The sequence below is a fragment of the Paenibacillus sp. cl130 genome, from assembly GCF_900116035.1.
GTDB classification, from domain to species: domain Bacteria; phylum Bacillota; class Bacilli; order Paenibacillales; family Paenibacillaceae; genus Paenibacillus; species Paenibacillus polymyxa_B.
The window spans coordinates 89,238-111,531 of sequence record NZ_FOYG01000006.1; the positions used below are offsets into that span (position 1 = coordinate 89,238).

The following is a 22,294-nucleotide window of genomic DNA, read 5'->3' on the forward strand; positions in this document are numbered from 1 at the left end:
GCTTTTTATGGAAGATTTCGCTTCTTCCATCGCCGATAAGGAAGAAAACAAGCTGCTCCACCCAGTATCCCTATGAGGAACAGTACCCAGCCGAAACGGTAGGCGGAAGCCAGAATAACGACGACTTTCCCGTTCCCGTTACCATTGGTAATGAATCCGGTAGTCACTCCATTGACGGACAGACGGGCTCGCTGATTTTCGCTACCTAGCCTGAACTCCCACAGTGGATTGGGTGATTCGGTCTCCCGGATCAGCACCTGTTCATGCGTTGGATTATATAGCGTAAAACTGCGTTCCATGGAATTTTCACGAGTTGCCTGAATGCTCTCCGATGCATGTGGAGCCATAAAAAAGGTATCCATATCCGATCCCTCAAACAACGTAAACTGATCCACTGTAATCATGGCTTGATAAGGGATGATGGAATATTGCTTCATTTGAAATAAGCCTGACTGCTTCTTGTGCGCATGCGCCAAAATCTGAAACTGCATCAAGGCAGTTCCTGCCGGAGCCTTCACAATTTGATCATATTGATTCCATTGTTCCTTATCTCTCTCCTCCACCTCATCAATATAGGAGGTTTGGAGAACCTGGGACGCTTTATTCAAAAAAATGACCTTCATATGCCGACTTCCAATTTGTTCTGATCGCGCATCCAACTGAACGGCATACTCTTGCAGCGGCTCTGCCTTCATTTTCTTGGACGCATAAATATTCCAGTCACAGGAATAGCTAGGTGCGTAACGGATAGAGAGTCCTTCGTCCTTGATTGACAGATTCGTCTGCCCAGGTCGAATATCCGCCACACATCCGACATCCGTCGTGCTCAATGATTCCTTCGTATCCTCCCCCGGCATCACCGTCACTTCCTGCGCAGCCATTCGATGAATATCTCCAAAACGGCTCAATGACGGCACCTGACTATCCAGCACAAGGGTTAAGCGATACTTCCCCTTGGTTAGGAACAGATTTTTAAATTCGACTCGGCCGTAGTCATTCAGCAGACCGGGAATTTGTATGATTTTCTTGGAAAAACCATCCTGATCGGGCACCGTTTCAATAACCTGCTTTTCGGATAAAGAGGTCGCGGGTAGCCGCTTATACGACTCCTTCGTACGAATCGTTCTGGTCAGCACCTTTCCCGTCTCTTCATTCGTCCACTTCATCGTTAATGACCCCTGGTACCCAGCGGGGAGATTAGCCAAAATAGCTGTGGCATAGGTTCCCGTTTTGGCGACTTCCACATCCCTGCTTAACGTCCCCTTCTGATAGCTGATCCCCCGCCCCATACTAAGTCTTGGTAAAGCACGTTCCGTCTGTACATTCCCTTGTACGTTAAAATCGCTCTCTGCCTCCAAGGTGAAAAAAAGCTTGCCCCGCTTCAATGCCTGCTCCACTGGAAAAGATAGCTGATCTAGCTGATCCACAGGGACAATCGCAAATTGATTGATCGCATTAAAGCCTTGCAGGTTATTAACCGTGACTGGAGTATCTCCTTTTGGAAAAACATGTTCTCCCAGATCCACCCATTGAAATTGGTTTAAACCATCATCCTGAGTCTTGATACTAACCACTTTGTCCGGCAGTGTGACTTGTAATTTTCCGCCTGCCTTATTCATAAACACTCTAGCATATACATGCGAGGTTTGAGGTTGATCCAGTTTTTTGTGCATCGTAAACGTATTAGGCTTGCTATATTGCCCCAAATCACGCAGCTGGATATCATGAATCCACCAGTAATTTTTTTGCTGTGGACGCTGTAGGGTTAACAAATCCATTCGCATCCAATAGCTACCGGGCGGCGACACGTATTCCCCGTAAAATTTCACACTGTCAAAATTATATCCCTCCGAAGGCGCCACGACATAGCTAACCCCCAGTTCACGCATTTGCTTATCGTAAAATCTCATTTTCACATGCATTTTGTTCGTTCCGCGACCGGAAACAGTAATTTGGAACTGATACGGATTATTTTCCTTGGCTTCCAGCAAACCCGATCTAGCGACCTGCCATATATTACTCGGGTCTCCCTTCATAATTTCGCCGTGCAGAGTTGGCACATCATTCAATTCCTCACGGGGATTAGCCTGCACACTGAACAACTGCGGATTATCCGGCTTGAAGAAGGTTTCGGTCCGCAACATGGAATCAAAGTCCACGACCGTCTTCCCTTCGATACTGCTCATCTGATACGGGGCCACATCCAGCTTCTTACTGGCAAAGGTGACCGCAATCCCTGCATCCATTTCCATATCGAACGGAAAGTTCCGTATATTTTGGGAGGATAAATACCATAACCAATCGTTAGTCGAGGCAAAGGTTTTGGACCATTTTAAAAAGGCATTACCATCCTCAATGGCATCAAAAGGCCGTAAGTAATCCTCTGCTGGAAGCTGTGACAACAACAAGTCATTAAAGGACGCCGCTTCCACATAATCCCCTTTGTTAATCATCTGGATGGTTTTTAGCTCAGGCTTTAACGCACTGAACAGCACCCCAAAGCGGCTAAAATCAAAACCAGGCAGATGACTGTAGCTCTCCAGTCGGCTAAAACCGTAAGGTGTTACAATTTTACTCGCAAGGATGTTCATATAGGGCGGTGTCTGATCGAGATTGAATATGGAAAATAGTCCGTTCTGGTACGTACGTTTCAGCCCGGTCTGACCTTCCAGCTGAGATAGGTGGAAATCCTGCCGCTTCTCCTGCCCCACATATTCATCATGGTAGACCAACTGATTGACCCCAAAGGTAGAGAACAGCCAGCCTAATCGGGAGCTTAATCCATTGTCCATGACATACTGCAGAAAATTCATATAGTATGTAATGCCGGGATCATTCCCCTCATGATGAAAGATCGTATTTTTAGGAGAAGAGTATACCTGAAAATCTCCGGTTGCCTTTTCGTTTGCGGTCTTCCCTTTATTCCATTTGGGCGTGGCTACTCCGTTATAGCTCTGAATCATATTATCAGCAATCGGAAAGTATAATGCCTTGCTATCGAAACGATCCGGGTCAGTCAGCTTTTCAGCCATTTGACCATAAGCCTCCGGCACTTGTACCGGCTTGTAGTACCCCTCAATGAACTGAGTACGCAAGGGAGCAAAATATACCCCGAGGCACAAGACAACGATAACTACTGCCAGCTTTTTATATACACGCTGCAACGGGGATGATCCGAACCATTCCATAAATTGAATAACACCGAAGGTCAGCAACACCCCGAAATTAAGGGCAATCAGTCCAATAAATTTGTTAGGATCACGGAAAACCGAACCAATCACAGGGGTTTTCGTAACCAAAATGACAAACCACTTGGCAATGGATGGGAACGTCGTCCCGGTAGCTGCAACCAGAAACAGCAACGTAAGTAGCGAGAAGATCAGAATGATCGGATTTTTATGTGAACGTGTCACCATCGCATACCCAATCAATAGCAACAAAAATCCCCCTCCTACATAAAACATGCCAGGCAGTGAGGACAAGGAAAACATGGGCCACCAATAGCTCAGTAAATAACCCACATTATCTAAGCTGCTGTTACGGCTGAACAAAGACAACGTATCCACGACGTTGATATTATGCTGAGACGCTTGAGCGTCCATCAACATGCTACCGACATATAGAGACAACCAATAAAAACTGAGCAGACCGAAAAACACGCCAAAAATGATCCCTTTACGCAAAAAATTGCCGTATAACGGCTGCAAATAGGTGCGACCGGCCTTACGGTGGGTCCAGGTCAACTTGATTAATAGCAACATGGTGAACAATCCCAAATAAATCATGCCGAAGAAAAAATAATGAATTGCTGCAGCACTAACGGTGAATACCGCAGCCAACAGGAACAGGTCGATCCAGTTTCGCTGATACAACTTGTGGGGATGATAGTTTTTAATTTGTTGAATTTGAAACTTGGGGTCCACCGCACTGAAAAAGAATCGCAGCATTAACGGAAACAAACTATATCCACAGAGCAAATAAATATGCTGAATGCGGAAAATAACCCACGGATTCAGCGCATAAAACAACGAGCCGACCATGATGGCAAAAATACGGGTCTTCGTAAAGCTTGGTGAATAATACACGCTGACCAGTCGCTTGGCAAAGGCATACATCGAAAATGCCGAAACAAATAATAAGCCTGTAATAAACGACTTGAGCAAGACCGGGCCGCTTTCGTCAAATAAGAGTGACAGTCCATAGAAGGGCAAGATGTACAGGATACGTGGAGCATTGAACAAGGTCGAGGTAGACCATCGCTCGTTCCATACTCCGGTTATTTCCTCCAGATACCGATGAGAGGTGGCTCCAAAAGCAATGTCGCTAAACACAATTTGCCCTGGTCCATAGATGGGTGCAAGATATGCAACAATCGCAATCAGCATCAACATCATTGCCGCCATATCGTAGCGGTAGCGAAATATCCATTTTTTCATGCTTGTCCCCCTCTCTTGAACTTCTCGTATATCTGTCGGTTATCTTGCTATCTCCTCAAACGAACGATTGCCTGCAAGCCCTGATCGGTATTACGCAGCTTTAAACGACCGCCTATGGTCTTCAGGTATGCATCCATATGATACAGGCTGAACGCATGCTCCTGGGAGTTTTGGGAATAGTCTGACTGGAAATAGCTCCAACGCATTTTATCATCAATCCCGCCGCCCGTGTCTTCAATGTTAATAATAATTTCTCCTTCTTCCAGCCGTGAACTAACCTTAAGCACTTGAGATTGCCGCTTGGACCGCAGACCTGTTCGGCCCTTTTCCTGATTCTCAGGCTGCTCTCCACCTTGGCCCATGGCCTGAACTGCATTTTCCAGCAGCCCCTGAATCGTTTTGTACAGCATGGGTGCTTGTGCTGCAATCGATGGAACAGGCTCTTGCCGCAAGATCACTTGAATGTTCTTCATGTTCAATGAACGGTTCGCCCATTTCAGCGACTCAGACAATACTTCATTCATATCTGTAAAGCTAATTCCACTATTATCATGCATCTTCTCTTCCAGCTCATCGCGCAAGCTACGGACTCCCGTCAGTAACTCTCCCAGTGAGGATTCCTGTCTGAGACGACCCTGGATGAAATTTTCATTCAACTCGCGAAAATACTCCAGTTCCTCATGAGAGGCTCCTTTTCCCTGACTGGAAGCCGCTTCAAAACGGTTTGCTAGATCATGATAAAATCCCAGCAGCTTCAAATCATCACCGCCTGTGAGACGGCTAGTCTGCTCTTGCAGCTCTTGTAGCTGCTGCTCAATCGTCTGCATTAACGGCAAATAATAGGTGTCCTGCTGCTGTCGCATATCTTCATCGCGCCGTTGGTCACGCACCTGATTGTTCACGATGGCATCCTTTACAATCCTTTTGCGGAACTGTACGAGCATGGCCCACAGAATGAACAATATCAGAACCATGACCATCCACAATTGTTTGCGAAAGGAGCTGATTCGCTGTGCTGTATCCTCGCTGACATCCTTAACCGATATGTAAAGGGCCTCTTCCCCAATGCGGCTGAATCCTATTCCGTGTTTCTCACCGTCATCTTCAATGACACCTGTATTGCCCTCCAGCAGCCTACGGGTTACGCCCGTGATGTCCGTTCGGTTAATATCCGGAGTACTTCGGGAAGCTACGACCTTAAATTGACCGTTATAAAATAAAGTCTCATGCTGGTTAACTGGTTTACTTTTAATAATCCCGCTGAGCATATCAGCGTCAACCGTGCGCACCATAAAACCGCCCATCTGCGCTCCTTGAATCCTGCATGCTATATACTGGGCAGGCTGATGATCCTCTGTCACAAAAGAGCTTACTGCACAACCATTTTGCAGCCATTTAATCTGCTGGACCGCACTTTTCATCTCACGATTGTCTCGTCCGACCATCACACGATACTGCTCATCCAGCACATAAAAGGCCCCGCCGCTTTCACGCTTAAACCCCTCAGGATACTGGCGTGTTCCCTGATTCAGCATATCTCTGCCCAGACTGGACGACAGCTCCTTCAGTTCAGTCTGCCATGCGGCATAACGCTCGGTTATGCTGCTGGAAAGTTCCTGTACCTCATACTGGAGCTGCTCGTTCTGAATCTCCGCCAAGTGACCACTGAATTGCCGCACAACAAACCATTGAAGCACAGCGGCCAAGAACAATGTCACACCCAGAACGATCAGGTACAGGATCAGCTTTTGCCAACCTGGTTTCAACAAAGCCCATTGCTTCATGCTCCCCTGTCCCCCCCATTCTGTTCAAGACGGCTCAAAATAGCCTGCATCAGGCATTCCAGCTCGTAGCTGACCAGCGGTAGCCGTGCGCACAGCAACCGGGGAGTACGGCGCTGGAGTGCAGCAAACCTCGCAGCGGTTTCCGTTGCCCCGTCCGTCAGTAGGATCAACTCGCATGTTTTTGCGATATATAAGCGATCCAGCTCTTCCTCACCGTATTCTCGCAGATCAACAACGTAAATATCATGACGATCGTCCATATGCTGAAGTGCGCTGGAGACAGCCAGGGTCACTCCTGTATGCCGTGCAGCATGATACTGATGAAGGAGACGCATACCTTTTTCCCAGAGGGCATGTTCAGCCGAATCAAATCGTTCACAAAAAAGACGCAACGCCCGTTCTGTATTGACATCTTTCAAAAATGCCAAAACGCTGATATTATACATGTAGTTCCTCATTTCTTACTTCCTGATTGGAGTTGCGCAGTTCTTATGACACCCCAAAACATTCTATTTGTTGACGACAGCCCTATGGTTCTGTCCCTGCTTGAACGGACCTTGACGCAAGAAGCATTCACCTTACATACCGCTCACACGCCCAAAGAAGCCTTACAAGTGCTGGAACAGCACCCGATTGATGTGGTAGTTTCCGATCTGCTCATGCCTGGTCTGGATGGGATTACCTTCCTTCGCATGATTAAGAAGGATTATCCACATATCGTACGAATTATTTTGTCTGGTCACCTGCATACGCAGTCCATTTTATCGGCGATTAACCAAGTCGGTGTGTTCCGTTTTTTGACGAAACCGCTGGAGCTGGATGATGATACGCTAAAAAAAATACTGTATGAGGCGCTTGATCAGGCCAAACTCAACCGAAACAGCCTACATGCAGACCAGAACGTAGCTTCCAACCTGTCAGTTTTTATAGACAGCATTTTGAATGCACCGTACCGACCCTATGTGCTGCTGAATGAACAAGATATCGTAACCGCTGTACACATTGCACTCGCTGAGCTGTATCCTGTCGGCTGCTCACTACGTCATCCTGACGGGGAAGGTATTCAGTTAACCACGCATTCATTATATATACCGTATGAGGAGTCGGAATCTTCCGATCCCGACTTATACACGCTGGATACACTGACCCTCGGCCATTCATCGTTACGCCTTATCCGCCTTAGCGAGATCGCCTGAGTGACGGGTGCCGCCCTTTAACACGGCGGCTACCCCAATCACAGTCAGGCATACATACATCCACAACATCCCCATCGTCAGCAAGGGGTGACGGATATAGTTTTTCAAATTCCCCCATGTATACAGCACCGGACGGAAGAAGTACCAACGTTCCAGCGCTTTTCGCAATCCGCCCTCTTCAGATGACATCGTACGATCCATCACCGAAAAGTAGTAGGCTTTTTTACGTAATACATCGTGCAGATACACCTGTTTTTCATCATGGTATACCCGTGTAAATACCGCCCGGCGAATGACTCCACCAGACTCTATATAACGCAAGGTTGGCTGTATTTCTTCAAAAGCAATCTGCTCCGCATTAAACCCACCCGTCGATTCGTAAGCGCTCATTCGCCAGAAACGTGCGGCTTCAATGGAGCGTTTTCCCAAGGTTTCACCCGCATTGTTAATCACATTTCGCTCAAAAACCTTTACTTTGGAAAAAAAATTATTTGCTTCCGAATACGCCTCCTCCGGAACGACCAAGGCGCCAATATCCTGATGATCGTCAAAAAAGTCAATGCTCTGCTGAATCAGATGTTCGGCTAAAATCATATCGGAATCCAATACAAATATGTATTCGGCACCCAAGCGTTTCGCTTCCTCAACCGCCCTGACCCTAGCGACTCCCCGCTCCCCATGGGGAAGCTCCAATACCGTTACGGGTACTGAACTCCCTACCGACAGCATACGAATCGTCTCAACGGTCCGGTCATTGGAGCCATCATCAGCAATTACAATATGCAGATCCTTGTAATTTTGCCCCATACAGCTTCGCAAACAAGGCTCTATCGTCCGGTCATTGTTGTACGTGGAGAAGAGAATGACCACTTTGTCCACTCTGTTCCGCCTCCTCTACCCAATCTTCCATCAACTGCTCAAACGCAGCAGCCGTATGATCAAAATGGAATCTTAACGCATATTGATACGCCCGCTCACGGATGGCCATGTAATCTTCGCCGCCCTTTGCTGCTCTTTCCATTTGTTCAGATAATCCTCGGATGTCGCCGTGAAAGCATAGGTACCCGCTCTTCCCAAAATCCGTTGCATCCACCAGACCCGGTGAATTGCTGACAATGCTAGGGGTTCCAACGGCTGCCGCTTCGGTAATCGTCAAACCCCAGCCTTCACGTAAGGAAGGAAATACGAGCGCGTGGGCACGACTCATCAGCTCCAGCTTATGCTCTGCTGAAACAAATCCGTAAAAGGTAATATCGGCTTGCGATTGCCCCTGTTCATCCGGTTCTCCGTATGTCAAACCATACTGTTTCATAATCGGCACTAATTGTTCTGCCACATAGGTTTTATCGGTTTTTCCGGCAATCCATAACATAGCCTGAGGGAACTTTTCCTTGAGCTGCCCAAAGGCCTCAACGACCAGATCAATACCTTTATATTTGACGAAGCGCCCAGCATACATGAAGGTCGGATTAGGCTCCTTCGTTAAAAATTGTTCGCGCGGCCAATGATCAAACTCAATGCCTTCCGGTAAAAGATGGACACGATTCGGGTGAAAGCCCAGCTTAAGTAGATCATATCGAGTAGACGGAGATACCGTAAGCGTCCGATCCTTACGAGCCAGCTTAAGCATCAAGGGCTCCATATGAAACCCAATAACATTTAGTGGGAATTTGGCGTTCTCAAACCATATTTCCCTTGTTAGCTGATGTATGAAAAAAATCCGTTTGGATGCCTCCACCCAAAATCGGGTAAAGAATTGATGCGTATTCGCCTGGTTAATCACATAGTCGATCTTCCCTCGATGACGACGGTAATAGCGCATCGCATAATAAATAACACTGTATATGTTCCCTTTTCGAATATACGTAATACCGTCAATAATTTCATGCTCAGGCATCCCCTCAAATTGGGGTGAAAAATGAATGAACTGGAAACGTCCTTGCTGTGAGCGTTTAAGCATTTCATGGGTAAAAATTTCTGCCCCCCCGCTTTTAGGTGAACGAATGTCACGCCAGGAAAGCAATAGAACTACGGTTTTACCGTCCTGTTCATGTATGGTATTCATGGGGTAAATCCCCCTTTATCTTTATTTTGAACAAATGCACATAGGCGTCTATCACAAAGTAGAGAGCCATAACCCCGTAAACTATGAACTCAGATAGCAAAAAATCTACCGGATCTGTGTGGGCAATATGAAAGGCTACTAATAAAGCCGCGGCTCCTGCCATCAGACTGAACATAAATTTTCGTCTGCCCACCAATACGTGCACATGCACAAAAAACAGCACGATGGAAAATAGCCAGTACACCCATCCTCCCCATGGAATATAGGCCTCGGCCGATTGGTAAGAGGCTCCGAATAATATGGGAATAGAGGAAGGGAACACAAAGGTCGTGCCCACATATACACAGATCGCAGCTACAGCCATTAAACCGGCATAGACGGCAATCAACTTGCCCAAAGCTTGGCGGTCATGCCCCTGCGCACCGATCTTTGGAATAAAAGCAGCAATTAGGCTATACGAAACGTAATAGACCAACTGGCTGTACTTCAGCGCAATGGCATAGCTGCTGGCCTGCTCAGGAAAGTAATGCTGTACATACAACATGTCGATGGAGATACAAAACAAAATGAATAAATTCGTCATAAGGCTATCGGTGAAATCCTGACCCAATGATTTCCATAACCCAGAAGGGATATGTTCTCCACTGTATGTGAATAAGGACAAGCCACGAGCCGAAACGATCCAGCCGTGGAGCAGCGACAGCAACATTCCTCCACAGCTTGCTAACAGTAGGGCTTCCAGCTTTAACCCCAGTGCAGCCAGAACAAAAAACAGGCTCAGCTTCCCTAATACCTCAATGTAATAGTTCACATTGAGCGCCAACATGCGTTCCCTGCCCTGTAAATCTCCGCGGCACGAACTTACAAGAATATGCAGTCCGATCAAGCCATACAGCATGAACAGCGGGCCGGATTCGACGCCTAATAGCGAACGCAGTAACGGATGAAAGATGAGTAAAATGATCATGGCAAGCACGGTTAGCACCAGAGGTGCTTTGAGTAATAAAGAACCGAGCGGTAAGCTTCGTAGCGCAAGCTTTTTGTCTCCCTTAGAGACCAGTTTGGCGGTTAATAGCTGGATGGATAAACCCAAAACGGATAAAAGTGCAAAAAGTGCCAGCAGCGCATTCGCCTGGCCATAAGCATGTCCGGTAAGATACCAACTCGCTGCAATGTGGAAGAAAAAATTAAATCCGTTAAGCAGCACATTAAAGAGAGGGAACATCAACGATCGCAATCGGTTGTTCACGTTGTTATCTCACCCGCCGATCCAGTCGCCAAATATCAATGATGGAGCGTAAAAAACGAATAGAATCCTTCCAGACATGGATGTGCGAGCCATCGCGGTCAATACATTTGACGGGTAATTGCAGCACACGAAGCTGGAGTCGCTTGGCAATAAACATCATTTCTAGATCCAGCGCCAGTCCGAGCTGTTCCTTTAAATGCGGAAACATCCGTTTCACTGCAACCGAACTCATCACTTTAAGCCCAGTCTGCGAATCTACCACACCTGTTGGTAAAAAAGGACGGGAAATGACCCGCTTACCAAAGCTGACAACAGATCGCAATAAAGATCGATTCTCGGCGGTCATATCCTTGGTTCCGATCACGACATCATAATAGCCCTGCTGAACAACATTAATCATTCTGGCAATATCCTCAATAAAAAAGGAGTCGTCCGCATCCACAAATACGTAGTAATCCGCACCTATGGTCCGCATCCCTTCCAGATACGTCCCTGCCTTACGTGTATTGCGTCCCAATTCCCTTGTTTGAAGCAGCGGGCTAAGATTCTGATTAATCCTGTTTACGGACAAGTCCGTTGCTGCCTCCAGCGCTTTAATCAAGGCATTGGTACCATCGTGGCTGCCATCATCAATGAGATAAATCGAACCTTCAATAATATGGCTGCGGATAAAGGCTTGCAGTCGTTCAGCAAAGGTTTTGACATGAACAAAACGTTGCTCTTCGTTATATACAGACAAGATAAATGCAATATGTTGGCTTTTGGTCGAATACTCGGGATAGAGCAAGCTTTGTATTTCCGAAAGCATTTCTTCGGTGTCATTGGCTTGCCAAAATAGCAGGCGCAAACGGCCTACTCCGGTGATTTGCACCATATGCTGATCACTGAACGGAATTGTTACATCCGTCACCAGTAACAATGGCATTTGCGGAAATTGGCTACGGATCTGATTGGCTTTCCGCACCGCCTGCCCCGGCTCCCTATAATCAATCAGGCAACAACATGCGTTCTCGTAGACTGAAGCTGCCTCCGTGTCCTCGCACTGTATATATTGGTAAAAACAAATCACATTGGGATAATCAATAGCCCTGTCGTTATCGCTAAAAATGGCTATAGGTCCCTGCACACAAACCTCTCCTTTTCCTCCGAATAGTTCTATTTTGTTGAAAAAGAATTAAGAATGTTTGCTTATAGGAGTTAAATTAATGTCCAAATACTTCATATTTCCTTAACAAAATAGCTGACACTCCATGATATATAAGGATATAAGAGAAGAAAAACTGATTTTCATATTTGATAAAAATAGAGTATTTAGACCTGATTCATTAGAACCAAAACCATCAGAATTAGTTAGCGCATCTATATCGAAAATTAGTTCTTTTAGATCAACAGAAGGAAGAATATATGGTTATTTTGTCATAGATAAATAGAAGAATAAAACAGATTTGCACGTCCATACTATGGACAACATGTCATCTTGAGGATTTTGCAAAAATCCGATAAGCGACTTTCAATGAACAAGATATAGATCTAAATGGTTTAGTTCGTCTATATCTTGCACTTCGGAGCAACTGAAATCGAATTTTGTGAAATCCTTACCATATGTAAATGAAGAGAAGGAAGGTCTTTCTATGGAAGCATTTTATGTCAATCGCGATGGGTCATTATCTACTCCATTACGGGGAAAGGATGTTTTGGCAAATCCTCTTTTGAACAAAGGTGTCGCTTTTACAGAAGAAGAACGCAAAGAGCTGGGTTTGGAAGGAATCCTTCCTCCAACCGTCCTTTCATTGGAGAAACAGAGCGTACGGGCATATCAGCAGTTTCTCGCACAACCCACCATGCTGCGTAAAAATGCTTCTCTCAACGACCTTCACAACCGAAATGTCGTACTCTACTACCGGCTGCTTACCGATCATTTGAGTGAAATGCTGCCCGTAGTCTACACGCCGACCGTAGGAACCGCGATTCAAGAATATAGTCACGAGTATAACCGCCCTGGAGGCGTATATTTGTCGATAGATAACCCGAATGGTATTGGACAAGCATTCCATAATTCCGGTTTGAGCGGCCATGATGTGGATCTGATCGTCGTGACAGATTCCGAAAGTATTTTGGGGATTGGTGACTGGGGCGTCGGGGGGATTAACATTGCTATTGGCAAGCTTGCAGTATATACGGCTGCGGCAGGCATTCATCCTGGGCGGGTGCTGCCAATTGTACTGGATGTAGGCACGAATAATGAAAAGCTGCTGAATGATCCACTGTACATCGGAAACCGCCATAAACGAGTTCGCGGAGAAGCCTATAACCAGTTTATTGATACTTTTATCAGCAAAACGTTAGCGCAATTCCCGAAGGCGCTTTTACATTGGGAAGATGTGGGTAGCGTTAATGCGCGCCATATTATAGGAAAATACGGTCAAAGCATACTCACCTTCAACGATGATATACAAGGTACAGGAGCAGTGACCCTGGCTGCGATTCTTTCGGCGGTGGGTGTCACCAAGACTCCGCTGCGTGAACAAAAAATACTTGTTTTCGGCCCAGGGGCTGCAGGGATCGGTAACGCTGATCAAATTCGGGGCGCTATGATCGAGGATGGCCTTTCCGTAGATGATTCATTCAAGTCCTTTTGGGCCTTTGATTATCGCGGGCTGTTAACGGAAGATATGGAAGACGTATTGGAGTATCAGAAACCGTATGTGCGCAAAAAGGATGAAGTCAGCTCATGGACCCGGTCGGGTGACGGCAAAATACCGCTACTGGAGGTCATCCGTCAGGTGAAGCCTACGATATTGATTGGAACTTCCGGTGTAGCAGGTGCCTTTTCAGAAGAGATCATCAAGGAGATGGCAAAGCATGTAGAACGCCCGATCATTATGCCCATGTCCAATCCTACAAACCTTGCAGAAGCAGTACCCGAGGATTTGATCCGGTGGACAGATGGCAGAGCACTGATCGCAACCGGAAGTCCTTTTGAGCCCGTTACCTATAACGATACAAATTTTGAGATTGGACAGGCGAACAATGCCTTTGTTTTTCCGGGACTGGGTCTAGGTGCGATTGTGGTTAAAGCCAAAAGGATTACCCCTGCGATGTTTACAGCGGCAGCAGTTGCTGTTGCCAATGGTGTAGATTCGAATACGCCTGGCGGTGCGCTACTCCCTCATATCCGAAAATTACGCGAAGTTTCGTACGCTGTTGCGATTGCGGTTGCAAAAGCCGCGATTCAGGATCAGGTAGCGCAGGCGCACATTTCAGATGTGGAACAAGCTATACAAGATGCAATGTGGAAACCGAAATATGCCAAGGTCAAAGCAGTGGAAAGTGTAATTCATCACCCTCACTAAGCCCAAAACACCTAACTAGAGGAAATTTAATATTTTGTACACTATGTTTGACATAGCATATGAACGAATGTACAGTAATAGTCAAAAGAATAGAAGTCCACTAGGGGAGCCACTATGGCTGAGACAAGAGCGTATCTTGGACCCTTTGAACCTGATCTAGTTCGTACTAGCGTAGGAAAGTGGGGCCTTCGTATATAAGGTTTCAAGCGTTTTTTGCGTATTGGGCCTATTGTTGAAGCCGCTCCATTTTTCCGGGGCGGCTTTTTAGCGTTGTTCCGGAATTATATTCTTACAGGACTTCTTGCTCTTCAATTTAATGGAGGTGGGGAAATTGAGTTTTACACAAGAACTCCGTCGGCAGGCGGACGGCATTTTTCAAGCGATTTTTGAGCATCCCTTTGTGAGAGGTATTGCTGAAGGAAGTTTGACAAGGGGACAGCTGATTCACTATGTAAAACAGGACTTTGAATATTTGAACGCCTACATGCGGATATACGGCATCGCAATCTCCAAATGCACGAATCGGGAGGACATGGCTGTATTTAATGAACAAATCTCTTTTATTCTCCACAGCGAGGTTCATCCGCATCAAAATTTCTGTGCTGTCGCAGGGGTGACCTATGAAGAGTTGCAGGGATATCCACTCGCTCCGTCGGCCCATCACTATATCCGTCACATGCTGACGATCGCACATGAGGGCAGCTTGGGCGAGATCTTGGCTGTGCTGCTGCCATGTATGTGGACGTATGCCGAGATTGGTCGCAGGCTGCTGGATGAAGTAAAGCCGGATGAGTCTCATCCGTTCTATGAATGGATGGGCTTCTATGGAGACCAGCTTGATGATACAACACTCAAGTTCCGAGAACGTGTAGATGCTTGGGCGGAAGGCGCAACGGCTGCTGAGCGAGAGCGGATGATTGAGCATTTTATACTGAGCTGCCAGCTGGAATATAAGTTCTGGGACATGGCTTATAACCAGGAAGAATGGCCGGTCCAGATGCAGGCAGCGGTCTTGGAATAGTCAGCCTGGCGATTCGATGCGTGAAGTACGGTTAATGCCCTGTTGAACCACCAACTATAGAGAGGATAATCATTATGAGTACATGGGAAAAAAGTTATTCGGATCTCCTGACGAAGGTACAAAACAGCAAACCTCTCGTTCACAATATGACCAATGTGGTAGTCACTAACTTTACGGCCAACGGCCTGTATGCATTGGGCGCCTCCCCGGTGATGGCCTATGCACCCGAGGAAGTAGCAGACATGGCAAAAATAGCGGGAGCCGTCGTGTTAAACATCGGTACGCTGAACCGCGAACTGGTGGATGCCATGATCATTGCTGGACAATCGGCGAATGCACACGGTGTTCCGGTCCTGCTAGATCCGGTCGGTGCGGGAGCAACGAGCTTTAGAACCGAATCGGCACTGCGAATCCTGAGAGAAGTCAAAATCTCATTGGTGCGGGGCAATGCAGCCGAAGTCGCGCATCTTGTTGGAGAAGCGCGTGAGATTAAAGGCGTAGATGCTGGTGACAGTGCTGACAGCGGAAATGTCGATCTGGCAATTCGGGCTGCTCAAACGCTCAATACAATGGTTGTCATTACTGGAAAAGAGGACGTCATCACCGATGGGGCCGAAGCACGAATGATAAGCGCTGGAGACGCGCTGCTCACGAAGGTAACCGGAGCAGGCTGCCTGCTGACCTCTGTGTTAGGTGCCTTTGCAGCTGTTGAACCCAACCTGCTGCTCGCAGGTACAGCAGGCTTGGCATTTTACGGTGCAGCAGCTTCCCAAGCCGCAGCACGTACCGCAGAGCTGGGGCCCGGCAGCTTCCAGATTGCCTTTCTCGACGAGCTCGCCAAACTACATACAGGTTCGCTAGAGGGGCATGTCACTGTCCGTGAAGCCGGAACAACCACAGCAGGTGGTGCGCGATGACAGACGTTCGTGTACCCAGAGCACTGACGATTGCCGGTTCGGACAGTGGCGGCGGGGCCGGGATTCAAGCCGATCTCAAAACCTTTCAGGAGCTTGGCGTTTACGGCATGTCGGCTATTACGGCCATTACCGTACAGAATACTTTAGGGGTCCACGGCGTATATCCGCTGCCACAGGAAGCAACAGCGGAACAGATCGAAGCTGTAGGATTAGACCTTGGAGTGGATGCCCTGAAGACTGGCATGCTGTTTAATGCGGGCATCATCCGTCTTGTGAGCAAGCAGATTCGAAAGTTCGGCTGGAAAAAGGTTGTCGTCGATCCCGTGATGATTGCCAAGGGAGGCGCAAAGCTGCTGCAGCCAGAAGCGATGCAGGCTCTGAAGGACGACCTGCTTCCCTTGGCCCTGATCGTTACACCGAATATCCCGGAGGCGGAAGCCCTGACAGGGATCAGTATCCATACGATGGAGGATCGCCGCGAGGCTGCGAGACATATTAGCAGTATGGGATCAAAATTCGTTGTGATCAAGGGTGGCCACGCTGACGAGAGCGAGAGCAGCGAACAGATTGTGGACCTACTCTTTGACGGAACCGCCTTTACAGAGCTGAGCGGCAAGCGAGTACGGACTGTTCATACACACGGAACAGGATGCACCTTCTCAGCAGCGATTACCGCGGAATTAGGGAAAGGGATGTCTGTACCGGAGGCTATCTCGAATGGCAAAGCCTTCATCCAGGCAGCGATTGAGGAACCTTTGCAGCTTGGACAAGGACATGGACCCACCAATCATTGGGCCTTCCGACGTCGTCAGGAGGTGCTGCTATGAGCGGTAGAATGTTGTCAGAGGTGGTGCGCCGCCAGCTACAGATGTACCTGGTGCTTGGAAGCGTGAATTGCTTCGCGGAACCAGGCTGGGTCGTGCAAGAGGCTCTGGCTGGCGGCGCAACCATGGTCCAGTTCCGGGAAAAGGGTCTTGGCGCGTTAACGGGCGTTCCTATGTTCGAACTTGCGCGCCAGCTACAGGAACTGTGCCGTCACGCTGGTGTCCCCTTCATCATCAATGACGATGTGGAGCTGGCTCTTGAACTCGACGCCGACGGTGTTCACATCGGTCAGGACGATGAATCCGCCGAATCTGTCCGCGAGCGAATCGGAAATCGAATTCTAGGCGTCTCTGCCCATACCATTGAGGAAGCACGTCGAGCCATCCTGCAAGGTGCTGATTATCTCGGCGTCGGACCCATCTATCCCACCATCTCGAAAGATGATGCCCATGCCGTACAGGGACCGGCAATTTTATATGAGATGCGTAAAGCGGGAATTGATGTGCCGATTGTTGGGATCGGAGGTATTACAGTGGACCGTGTTGAGGAAGTCGCACGTGCAGGTGCAGATGGTGTGGCGGTGATTTCAGCCGTGACACAGACAGAGCAGGTTAGAGGTGCGGTCAAGGAATTAAAGAAAAATATGGTATCATTTCTCAATGATCCGATCTACATGTTTGATAATGATTCAACAGATCATCCAGCTTTTTAGATTGTTCTATTACTTTAGGATGTGTTAAAAATCCATACTTTTTCTGGACCTGGTACAGTTTCTTCCTAGCTCGTTCGACACAAAGTAAAGTCACACCTTGGTTCATCAGCATGATCCCTCCTATATGTCATATTTTATGACAAAAAGACGTTTTTTGGATTTTTGAATGATGCGCCTAACAAAAAAAGAACATCCCAAAAGTTTGCATAAACAAAGATGCCCCTAAATCCACGTTAAAAGAGCCTCCGTTTCCACTAATTAAGTGGAACAGAGGCCCTTTTCATAAAGAAATCCAATGAATATAGAGCATACATGCCAATTCTGACCTAGAGATTAACCTTATTTGGTTTGATCTCTAATAGTCGCTGAACTCCCCAAACTTGAACTAGTCGGTGAGAATTGTCTTTGTTTCTAGCCGTTTAAGCACCTCCAATTTGTACGTGAGGCGTTATTCTTTGATTTTGGTTATGCGACTGAACAGGCATTGCTAAAATAAACAAGAAGCTAGCTGCGATAACCAGCAGAATCATTTTTTTCAACATTGTCTAACCACACCTTTTCTAATAGTTTGAAATACTCTTCCCTTGTTTCGGGAAGCGCATGTGCTTGGAAATGTGCAAAAAGCCCTGTACAGTTTATAAAATAAGTCTCATTGTTTAGTAGGTGGGCTTTTACCAGTGCATATATTAAGTGTTTAAAGCCATCATTGTACATTCCCCGCCTTAAATAGTAATAAGCCAGTTCGTAACCAAACCATGCAAAATAATCCGGCATCACTTGTTGGGTGTACATATCAGTAGATTGTGATAGCAGAGCAAAAGAATTAATCTCCACTTCAAAACGTGAAAGGACATCATTAATATCTATTGCATATCGGTTAGCAGCTATCATAACGTTCAGCAACTTGGATAGCTTTTCATTCTCGGTAGTGATTGATGTGGATGCAATATATTCAACATAATGAGGAAGCACATTCGTATCTCCAGATAGGAGTTTATTTACATAAGTATTACCTTCTGCCCAATGCTTGAACAAGTTGACCCAGTGTTGAGTTTTCTGGTCTGTCTCGATCACCCAATCTAAATCTGCGTAGGCATTTGTAAATTGTAATGCTTGCTGATAATCGCCTTGGGCTTCACAGACACTCGCACACAGTAAATCAGCATAGGTAATGTACACAAACATCGGGCGACTCAGCCTCTTTTCAGACTCCTCCCACTCTCGCTTTTTCTGTTGATGTTTCAAAGAATATTGGATCTCCGCTTTGGCTCTCATTTTTCGAGCAGTTGCATCGAGCTTGTCCCATTCACGCAGAGAACGATACACATTCGCCAAATCTTTTAACGCATCGAGTTGATCTATTTCATTCAGACGTTCGACAAAGGGTTCAAATCGTGTAGCCGCCTTGAGATTTCGGATCTGATTGTTACCCACCTGAATGGTAAACAGACGATACTGACAGATAGCCAAACGTTCAGAATGCTGGTACTTCTCGCCTTCCGCAATCCCTTCGTAGAGCAACAATGCAGCATTGTGCTGACCTTGTGCGAATAATTTTTCTGCTGCATCAAATAACTTTGGGGAATATAGAAGATTGTCCATAATATGTCCCACTACAAGCTGGATAGCATCCAACTTGTCCAGTTCCGCACAGCGAAACAACAACGGCTCAATTCGCCTCCAATCCGGGGAGCGCTCAATGATGTAGTTATCTATGTATAGTTCGTAAAAAAAACCCTCTGGTAGTCCCATAGCCCAAGTGATTCGATCTAGCTGATGTATCGCAACAGGACGATGCTTGGCAATCCAATTATTAAGTGTTCTTTGATGAACACCTGAATGTTCGGCAAATTGTGCCAGCGTCAAATTATTTTCCCCTAAATAATCCTCTAACTTCGCCAAAATCGTAGGTGTATGTCCCAAGTCATAACCACCCTTCATACAAAAAATCCAAATTTTATACTTTCACCTCAAATTATTCACCAATTATTAACATGTGTCAACATTTTTCTTCCATTATCCCTACTATATAAACTTGAATATGGTAATTAATAACCACTAACATGAAGTCCCTTTTGGAATTAGGTGGTCGCTCGTTCTACTAATTTGAATTCCAGATGATGTATCGTTTCATCCAGCCCTTCAAGGGCATTGCAAATCATAATGAACGCATTCTCCGCTTGTTTGTCTATCGGGTAATGAATCGTTGTTAAATCAAGCAAATGCGATATTTCGGTGTTATCAAAGCCTACTACTGCAAAATCCCTTGGTACAGAAACACCGAGTCTCCGTGCTTCAGTCAAAAGACCTGCTGCCAAATAATCAGTAGAACAGGCAAAGGCATCCGGTCTATCTGTTTGTTCTCGTTCTGCCCACCAATGAGCTATTTGTTCACCAGCTTCTATTGAATTTAAATCATAAAAATGCGGGAAGGCCTCAGCATCCAAATCATATTTTTCGCAAAAGTCATGATAAGCTCGAATGCGTTCTTTTGTGTTCAACCCCCGCATGTTGCCGTACACATTCACAATTTTCCGATATCCTCGGGCGTACAAATGTTCCAACGCCATCGTATAGCCCTGATACTGATCCATAAATACAGACGGGATTGCCTCAATGTTTACACGCTGCCAGGTCACAATCGGACCATATTTTGTATAGTGCTCAATCACACTCCACTCATTAACACGAATCATACAGACCAAGGCGTCCAGTTGCTTTCTCCGCAACATTTCCAGCGCTTCAAGTTCTCGCCCCTTCTCCCCATTCGTAATAAACAGTGCTATATTAAAGCCATGCTCCTGGGCATACATTGTAAATCCACGCACAAATAAACCCAATGAATCATTAAAAGAAAGTGAAATAATCCCTATGAGCTTGGTCATGCCTTTTTTTAAAGATACCGCATTTAGATTAGGAACATAATCCAGTCGGTCTATGACCTCCTGCACACGCTGTCTTGTCGGTTCACTTACATACGGATGGTTGTTAATGACACGGGACACCGTAGCCGAGGATACGCCCGCCAGCTTTGCAATTTCATGAATATTCGCCATTTTTCTCACCTCGTTCTTTCTATTTTAGCATGTTCGTGTTTAGCATGTTCGTAGTGCCCGCCCTATAATTGTCACCTTCCCAAAATAAGTTTTTTAAAAGCGCTTGACCTGTAATGCATTACAGGGATTACAGTGAATTTGTGCTTAAGAAAGCGGTTAAAAAAACATACTTAGGAGGCACTAACCATGAAAAAAGGCATAAAGATTGCAACCATTGGCGGAGGTTCCAGTTATACACCAGAATTAGTAGAAGGCTTCATCAAACGTTATGCAGAGCTTCCCATTCGGGAATTGTGGCTGGTAGATATTGAGGCAGGACGTGAAAAACTGGAGATTGTAGGTGCCATGGCCAAACGGATGGTGAAGGCCGCAGGTATTGATTGTGAGGTACATTTGACACTGGATCGTCGGGAAGCGTTGAAGGACGCCGATTTTGTAACGACCCAATTTCGGGTAGGCTTGCTGGAAGCCCGGATTAAGGATGAAAGTATCCCGTTAAAACATGGCATGATCGGTCAGGAGACCAATGGTGCCGGAGGAATGTTCAAAGCGTTTCGCACCATACCCGTTATCCTCAGTATCGTCGAAGATATGAAAGAACTGTGTCCGAATGCATGGTTGATTAATTTTACCAACCCTGCGGGTATGGTCACCGAAGCTGTGCTTCGTTATGGTCAGTGGGATAAAGTCATCGGATTATGTAATGTTCCAATCGGCGCGATCAAGAGTGCATCAGCTGTGCTGGACAAACCGGAAGAAGAGCTGTTCTTTAAATTTGCAGGGATTAACCACCTTCATTGGCACAAAGTTTATGACAAAACAGGGGCCGAATTAACAGAGCAAGTCATTGAAGGACTGTACGCTCCTGGCGCAAAACCGGAGAAGGTCGTTGAAAATATTAGAAACATGCGCTTCCTGTATGATCAAGTTCGTCAATTGAAAATGTTGCCTTGTCCTTACCATCGGTATTACTATATGACGGATAACATGCTCAAGGAAGAATTAGAGGAAGCCAAAAACGAAGGAACTCGGGGCCAAGTCGTCAAACGTCTGGAAGATAGTCTGTTTGAATTGTATAAAGATCCGAATCTGGATTACAAACCAGAGGAACTATCCAAACGCGGCGGTGCGCATTACAGCGATGCAGCCTGTGAGATCATTAATTCCATTTATAACAACAAAGGCACATTGATGGTGGTTAGTACACGTAACAATGGTGCGATTGATGATGTTCCTTATGATAGCGCCATCGAAGTGACCAGTGTCATTCGCGCCCATGGCGCCGAACCTGTCAACTTTGGCAAATTCCCACCTGCACAGCGGGGCTTGCTGCAAGTGATGAAGGCAATGGAAGAGCTGACGATTGAAGCGGCGGTCACCGGTGACTATGCAACAGCACTGCAAGCCTTCACCCTGAATCCGCTCGTACCAAGCGGGGACATTGCTCAAACCGTACTGGATGAATTGCTAGAAGCACACAAAGAGCATCTACCTCAATTCTTTGCTCATAAGGAGAAGGCGACGGTATAAAGCTAGCAGCAATCATCCTGCTGGAACACAAAAAAGCTTCCTACATGTAGGAAGCTTTTTGCTATACGTCCCAGGAGTACTTGCTGGGACATTGGTGTTATTGGTTTGTACTTGGCTTGACAATCCGTCATTAAGCTTATTGATAATTTT

General features: G+C 46.4%; 17 protein-coding genes and 1 riboswitch. Of the genes, 7 read left to right on the forward strand and 10 right to left on the reverse strand.

The features are described 5' to 3' along the window. Positions 1-5 precede the first annotated feature (5 nt). The 3 genes from BM358_RS17150 to BM358_RS17160 are packed head-to-tail and all read right to left on the reverse strand — an operon-like array spanning position 6 to position 6,666. Positions 6-4,436, reverse strand: a complete 4,431-nt coding sequence (locus BM358_RS17150; protein ID WP_028541548.1) for a polysaccharide biosynthesis protein — start codon at positions 4,434-4,436, stop codon at positions 6-8. A gap of 47 nt (positions 4,437-4,483) precedes the next feature. After that, entirely contained in the window at positions 4,484-6,220 is a 1,737-nt protein-coding gene (locus BM358_RS17155; protein ID WP_028541547.1) for an ATP-binding protein, read from the reverse strand. Continuing rightward, entirely contained in the window at positions 6,217-6,666 is a 450-nt protein-coding gene (locus BM358_RS17160) for a hypothetical protein (RefSeq protein WP_028541546.1), read from the reverse strand. Before BM358_RS17160 ends, BM358_RS17155 begins: the two co-directional genes overlap by 4 nt. Positions 6,667-6,711: 45 nt before the next feature. Between BM358_RS17160 and BM358_RS17165 the strand changes: the two genes are divergently transcribed. Next, positions 6,712-7,416, forward strand: a complete 705-nt coding sequence (locus BM358_RS17165) for a response regulator (protein WP_023990009.1) — start codon at positions 6,712-6,714, stop codon at positions 7,414-7,416. Here the strand turns inward: BM358_RS17165 and BM358_RS17170 are convergent. Genes BM358_RS17170 through BM358_RS17185 form a run of 4 tightly spaced genes read right to left on the reverse strand, consistent with a single transcriptional unit; the run spans position 7,384 to position 11,856 of the window. Next, the gene (locus BM358_RS17170) at positions 7,384-8,295 is read right to left on the reverse strand and encodes a glycosyltransferase family 2 protein (RefSeq protein ID WP_028541545.1); all 912 of its coding nucleotides are present in this window, start codon (positions 8,293-8,295) and stop codon (positions 7,384-7,386) included. The genes BM358_RS17165 and BM358_RS17170 overlap by 33 nt on opposite strands. Next, positions 8,255-9,481 carry a glycosyltransferase family 4 protein gene (locus BM358_RS17175; protein ID WP_028541544.1) on the reverse strand — a complete coding sequence of 409 codons (1,227 nt, stop codon included), beginning with the start codon at positions 9,479-9,481 and terminating at the stop codon, positions 8,255-8,257. The genes BM358_RS17170 and BM358_RS17175 overlap by 41 nt, the downstream gene beginning before the upstream one ends. Next, the gene (locus BM358_RS17180; protein ID WP_028541543.1) at positions 9,465-10,730 is read right to left on the reverse strand and encodes a polysaccharide biosynthesis protein; all 1,266 of its coding nucleotides are present in this window, start codon (positions 10,728-10,730) and stop codon (positions 9,465-9,467) included. The genes BM358_RS17175 and BM358_RS17180 overlap by 17 nt, the downstream gene beginning before the upstream one ends. 4 nt (positions 10,731-10,734) lie before the next feature. Continuing rightward, positions 10,735-11,856 carry a glycosyltransferase gene (locus tag BM358_RS17185; protein WP_028541542.1) on the reverse strand — a complete coding sequence of 374 codons (1,122 nt, stop codon included), beginning with the start codon at positions 11,854-11,856 and terminating at the stop codon, positions 10,735-10,737. Positions 11,857-12,361: 505 nt separating this feature from the next. Between BM358_RS17185 and BM358_RS17190 the strand changes: the two genes are divergently transcribed. The 5 genes from BM358_RS17190 (at position 12,362) to thiE (ending at position 17,558) form a co-directional block, all read left to right on the forward strand. Beyond that, the gene (locus tag BM358_RS17190) at positions 12,362-14,083 is read left to right on the forward strand and encodes an NAD-dependent malic enzyme (RefSeq protein ID WP_023990014.1); all 1,722 of its coding nucleotides are present in this window, start codon (positions 12,362-12,364) and stop codon (positions 14,081-14,083) included. A 92-nt stretch (positions 14,084-14,175) separates the two neighbouring features. Next, a riboswitch (TPP riboswitch) is annotated at positions 14,176-14,278 on the forward strand. A 136-nt stretch (positions 14,279-14,414) separates the two neighbouring features. After that, a complete protein-coding gene (gene tenA, locus BM358_RS17195; protein WP_028541541.1) occupies positions 14,415-15,104 on the forward strand; it encodes a thiaminase II in 690 nt (229 codons plus the stop codon). Between the two features lie 74 nt (positions 15,105-15,178). Further along, positions 15,179-16,021, forward strand: coding sequence for a hydroxyethylthiazole kinase (gene thiM, locus BM358_RS17200; protein WP_028541540.1), 843 nt, complete (start codon positions 15,179-15,181; stop codon positions 16,019-16,021). After that, entirely contained in the window at positions 16,018-16,848 is an 831-nt protein-coding gene (gene thiD, locus BM358_RS17205) for a bifunctional hydroxymethylpyrimidine kinase/phosphomethylpyrimidine kinase (RefSeq protein ID WP_028541539.1), read from the forward strand. Before thiM ends, thiD begins: the two co-directional genes overlap by 4 nt. Beyond that, complete coding sequence (gene thiE / locus BM358_RS17210; protein ID WP_028541538.1) at positions 16,845-17,558, forward strand: thiamine phosphate synthase; 714 nt, start codon at positions 16,845-16,847, stop codon at positions 17,556-17,558. The genes thiD and thiE overlap by 4 nt, the downstream gene beginning before the upstream one ends. Here thiE and BM358_RS17215 read toward each other — a convergent pair. The 3 genes from BM358_RS17215 to BM358_RS17225 form a co-directional block, all read right to left on the reverse strand. After that, positions 17,503-17,670: an aspartyl-phosphate phosphatase Spo0E family protein gene (locus BM358_RS17215; protein WP_071558335.1), complete on the reverse strand. Its 168-nt coding sequence runs from the start codon at positions 17,668-17,670 to the stop codon at positions 17,503-17,505. The two genes, thiE and BM358_RS17215, sit on opposite strands and share 56 nt — an antisense overlap. A gap of 392 nt (positions 17,671-18,062) precedes the next feature. Further along, positions 18,063-19,481, reverse strand: a complete 1,419-nt coding sequence (locus tag BM358_RS17220) for a helix-turn-helix domain-containing protein (protein ID WP_028541537.1) — start codon at positions 19,479-19,481, stop codon at positions 18,063-18,065. 158 nt (positions 19,482-19,639) lie between these two features. Continuing rightward, on the reverse strand, positions 19,640-20,614 hold the full coding sequence (locus BM358_RS17225; protein ID WP_028541536.1) for a LacI family DNA-binding transcriptional regulator: 975 nt from the start codon (positions 20,612-20,614) through the stop codon (positions 19,640-19,642). A 186-nt stretch (positions 20,615-20,800) separates the two neighbouring features. Here BM358_RS17225 and BM358_RS17230 point away from each other — a divergent pair, with 186 nt between their 5' ends. After that, the gene (locus tag BM358_RS17230) at positions 20,801-22,144 is read left to right on the forward strand and encodes a 6-phospho-beta-glucosidase (RefSeq protein ID WP_028541535.1); all 1,344 of its coding nucleotides are present in this window, start codon (positions 20,801-20,803) and stop codon (positions 22,142-22,144) included. The last annotated feature ends 150 nt before the right edge of the window (positions 22,145-22,294 follow it).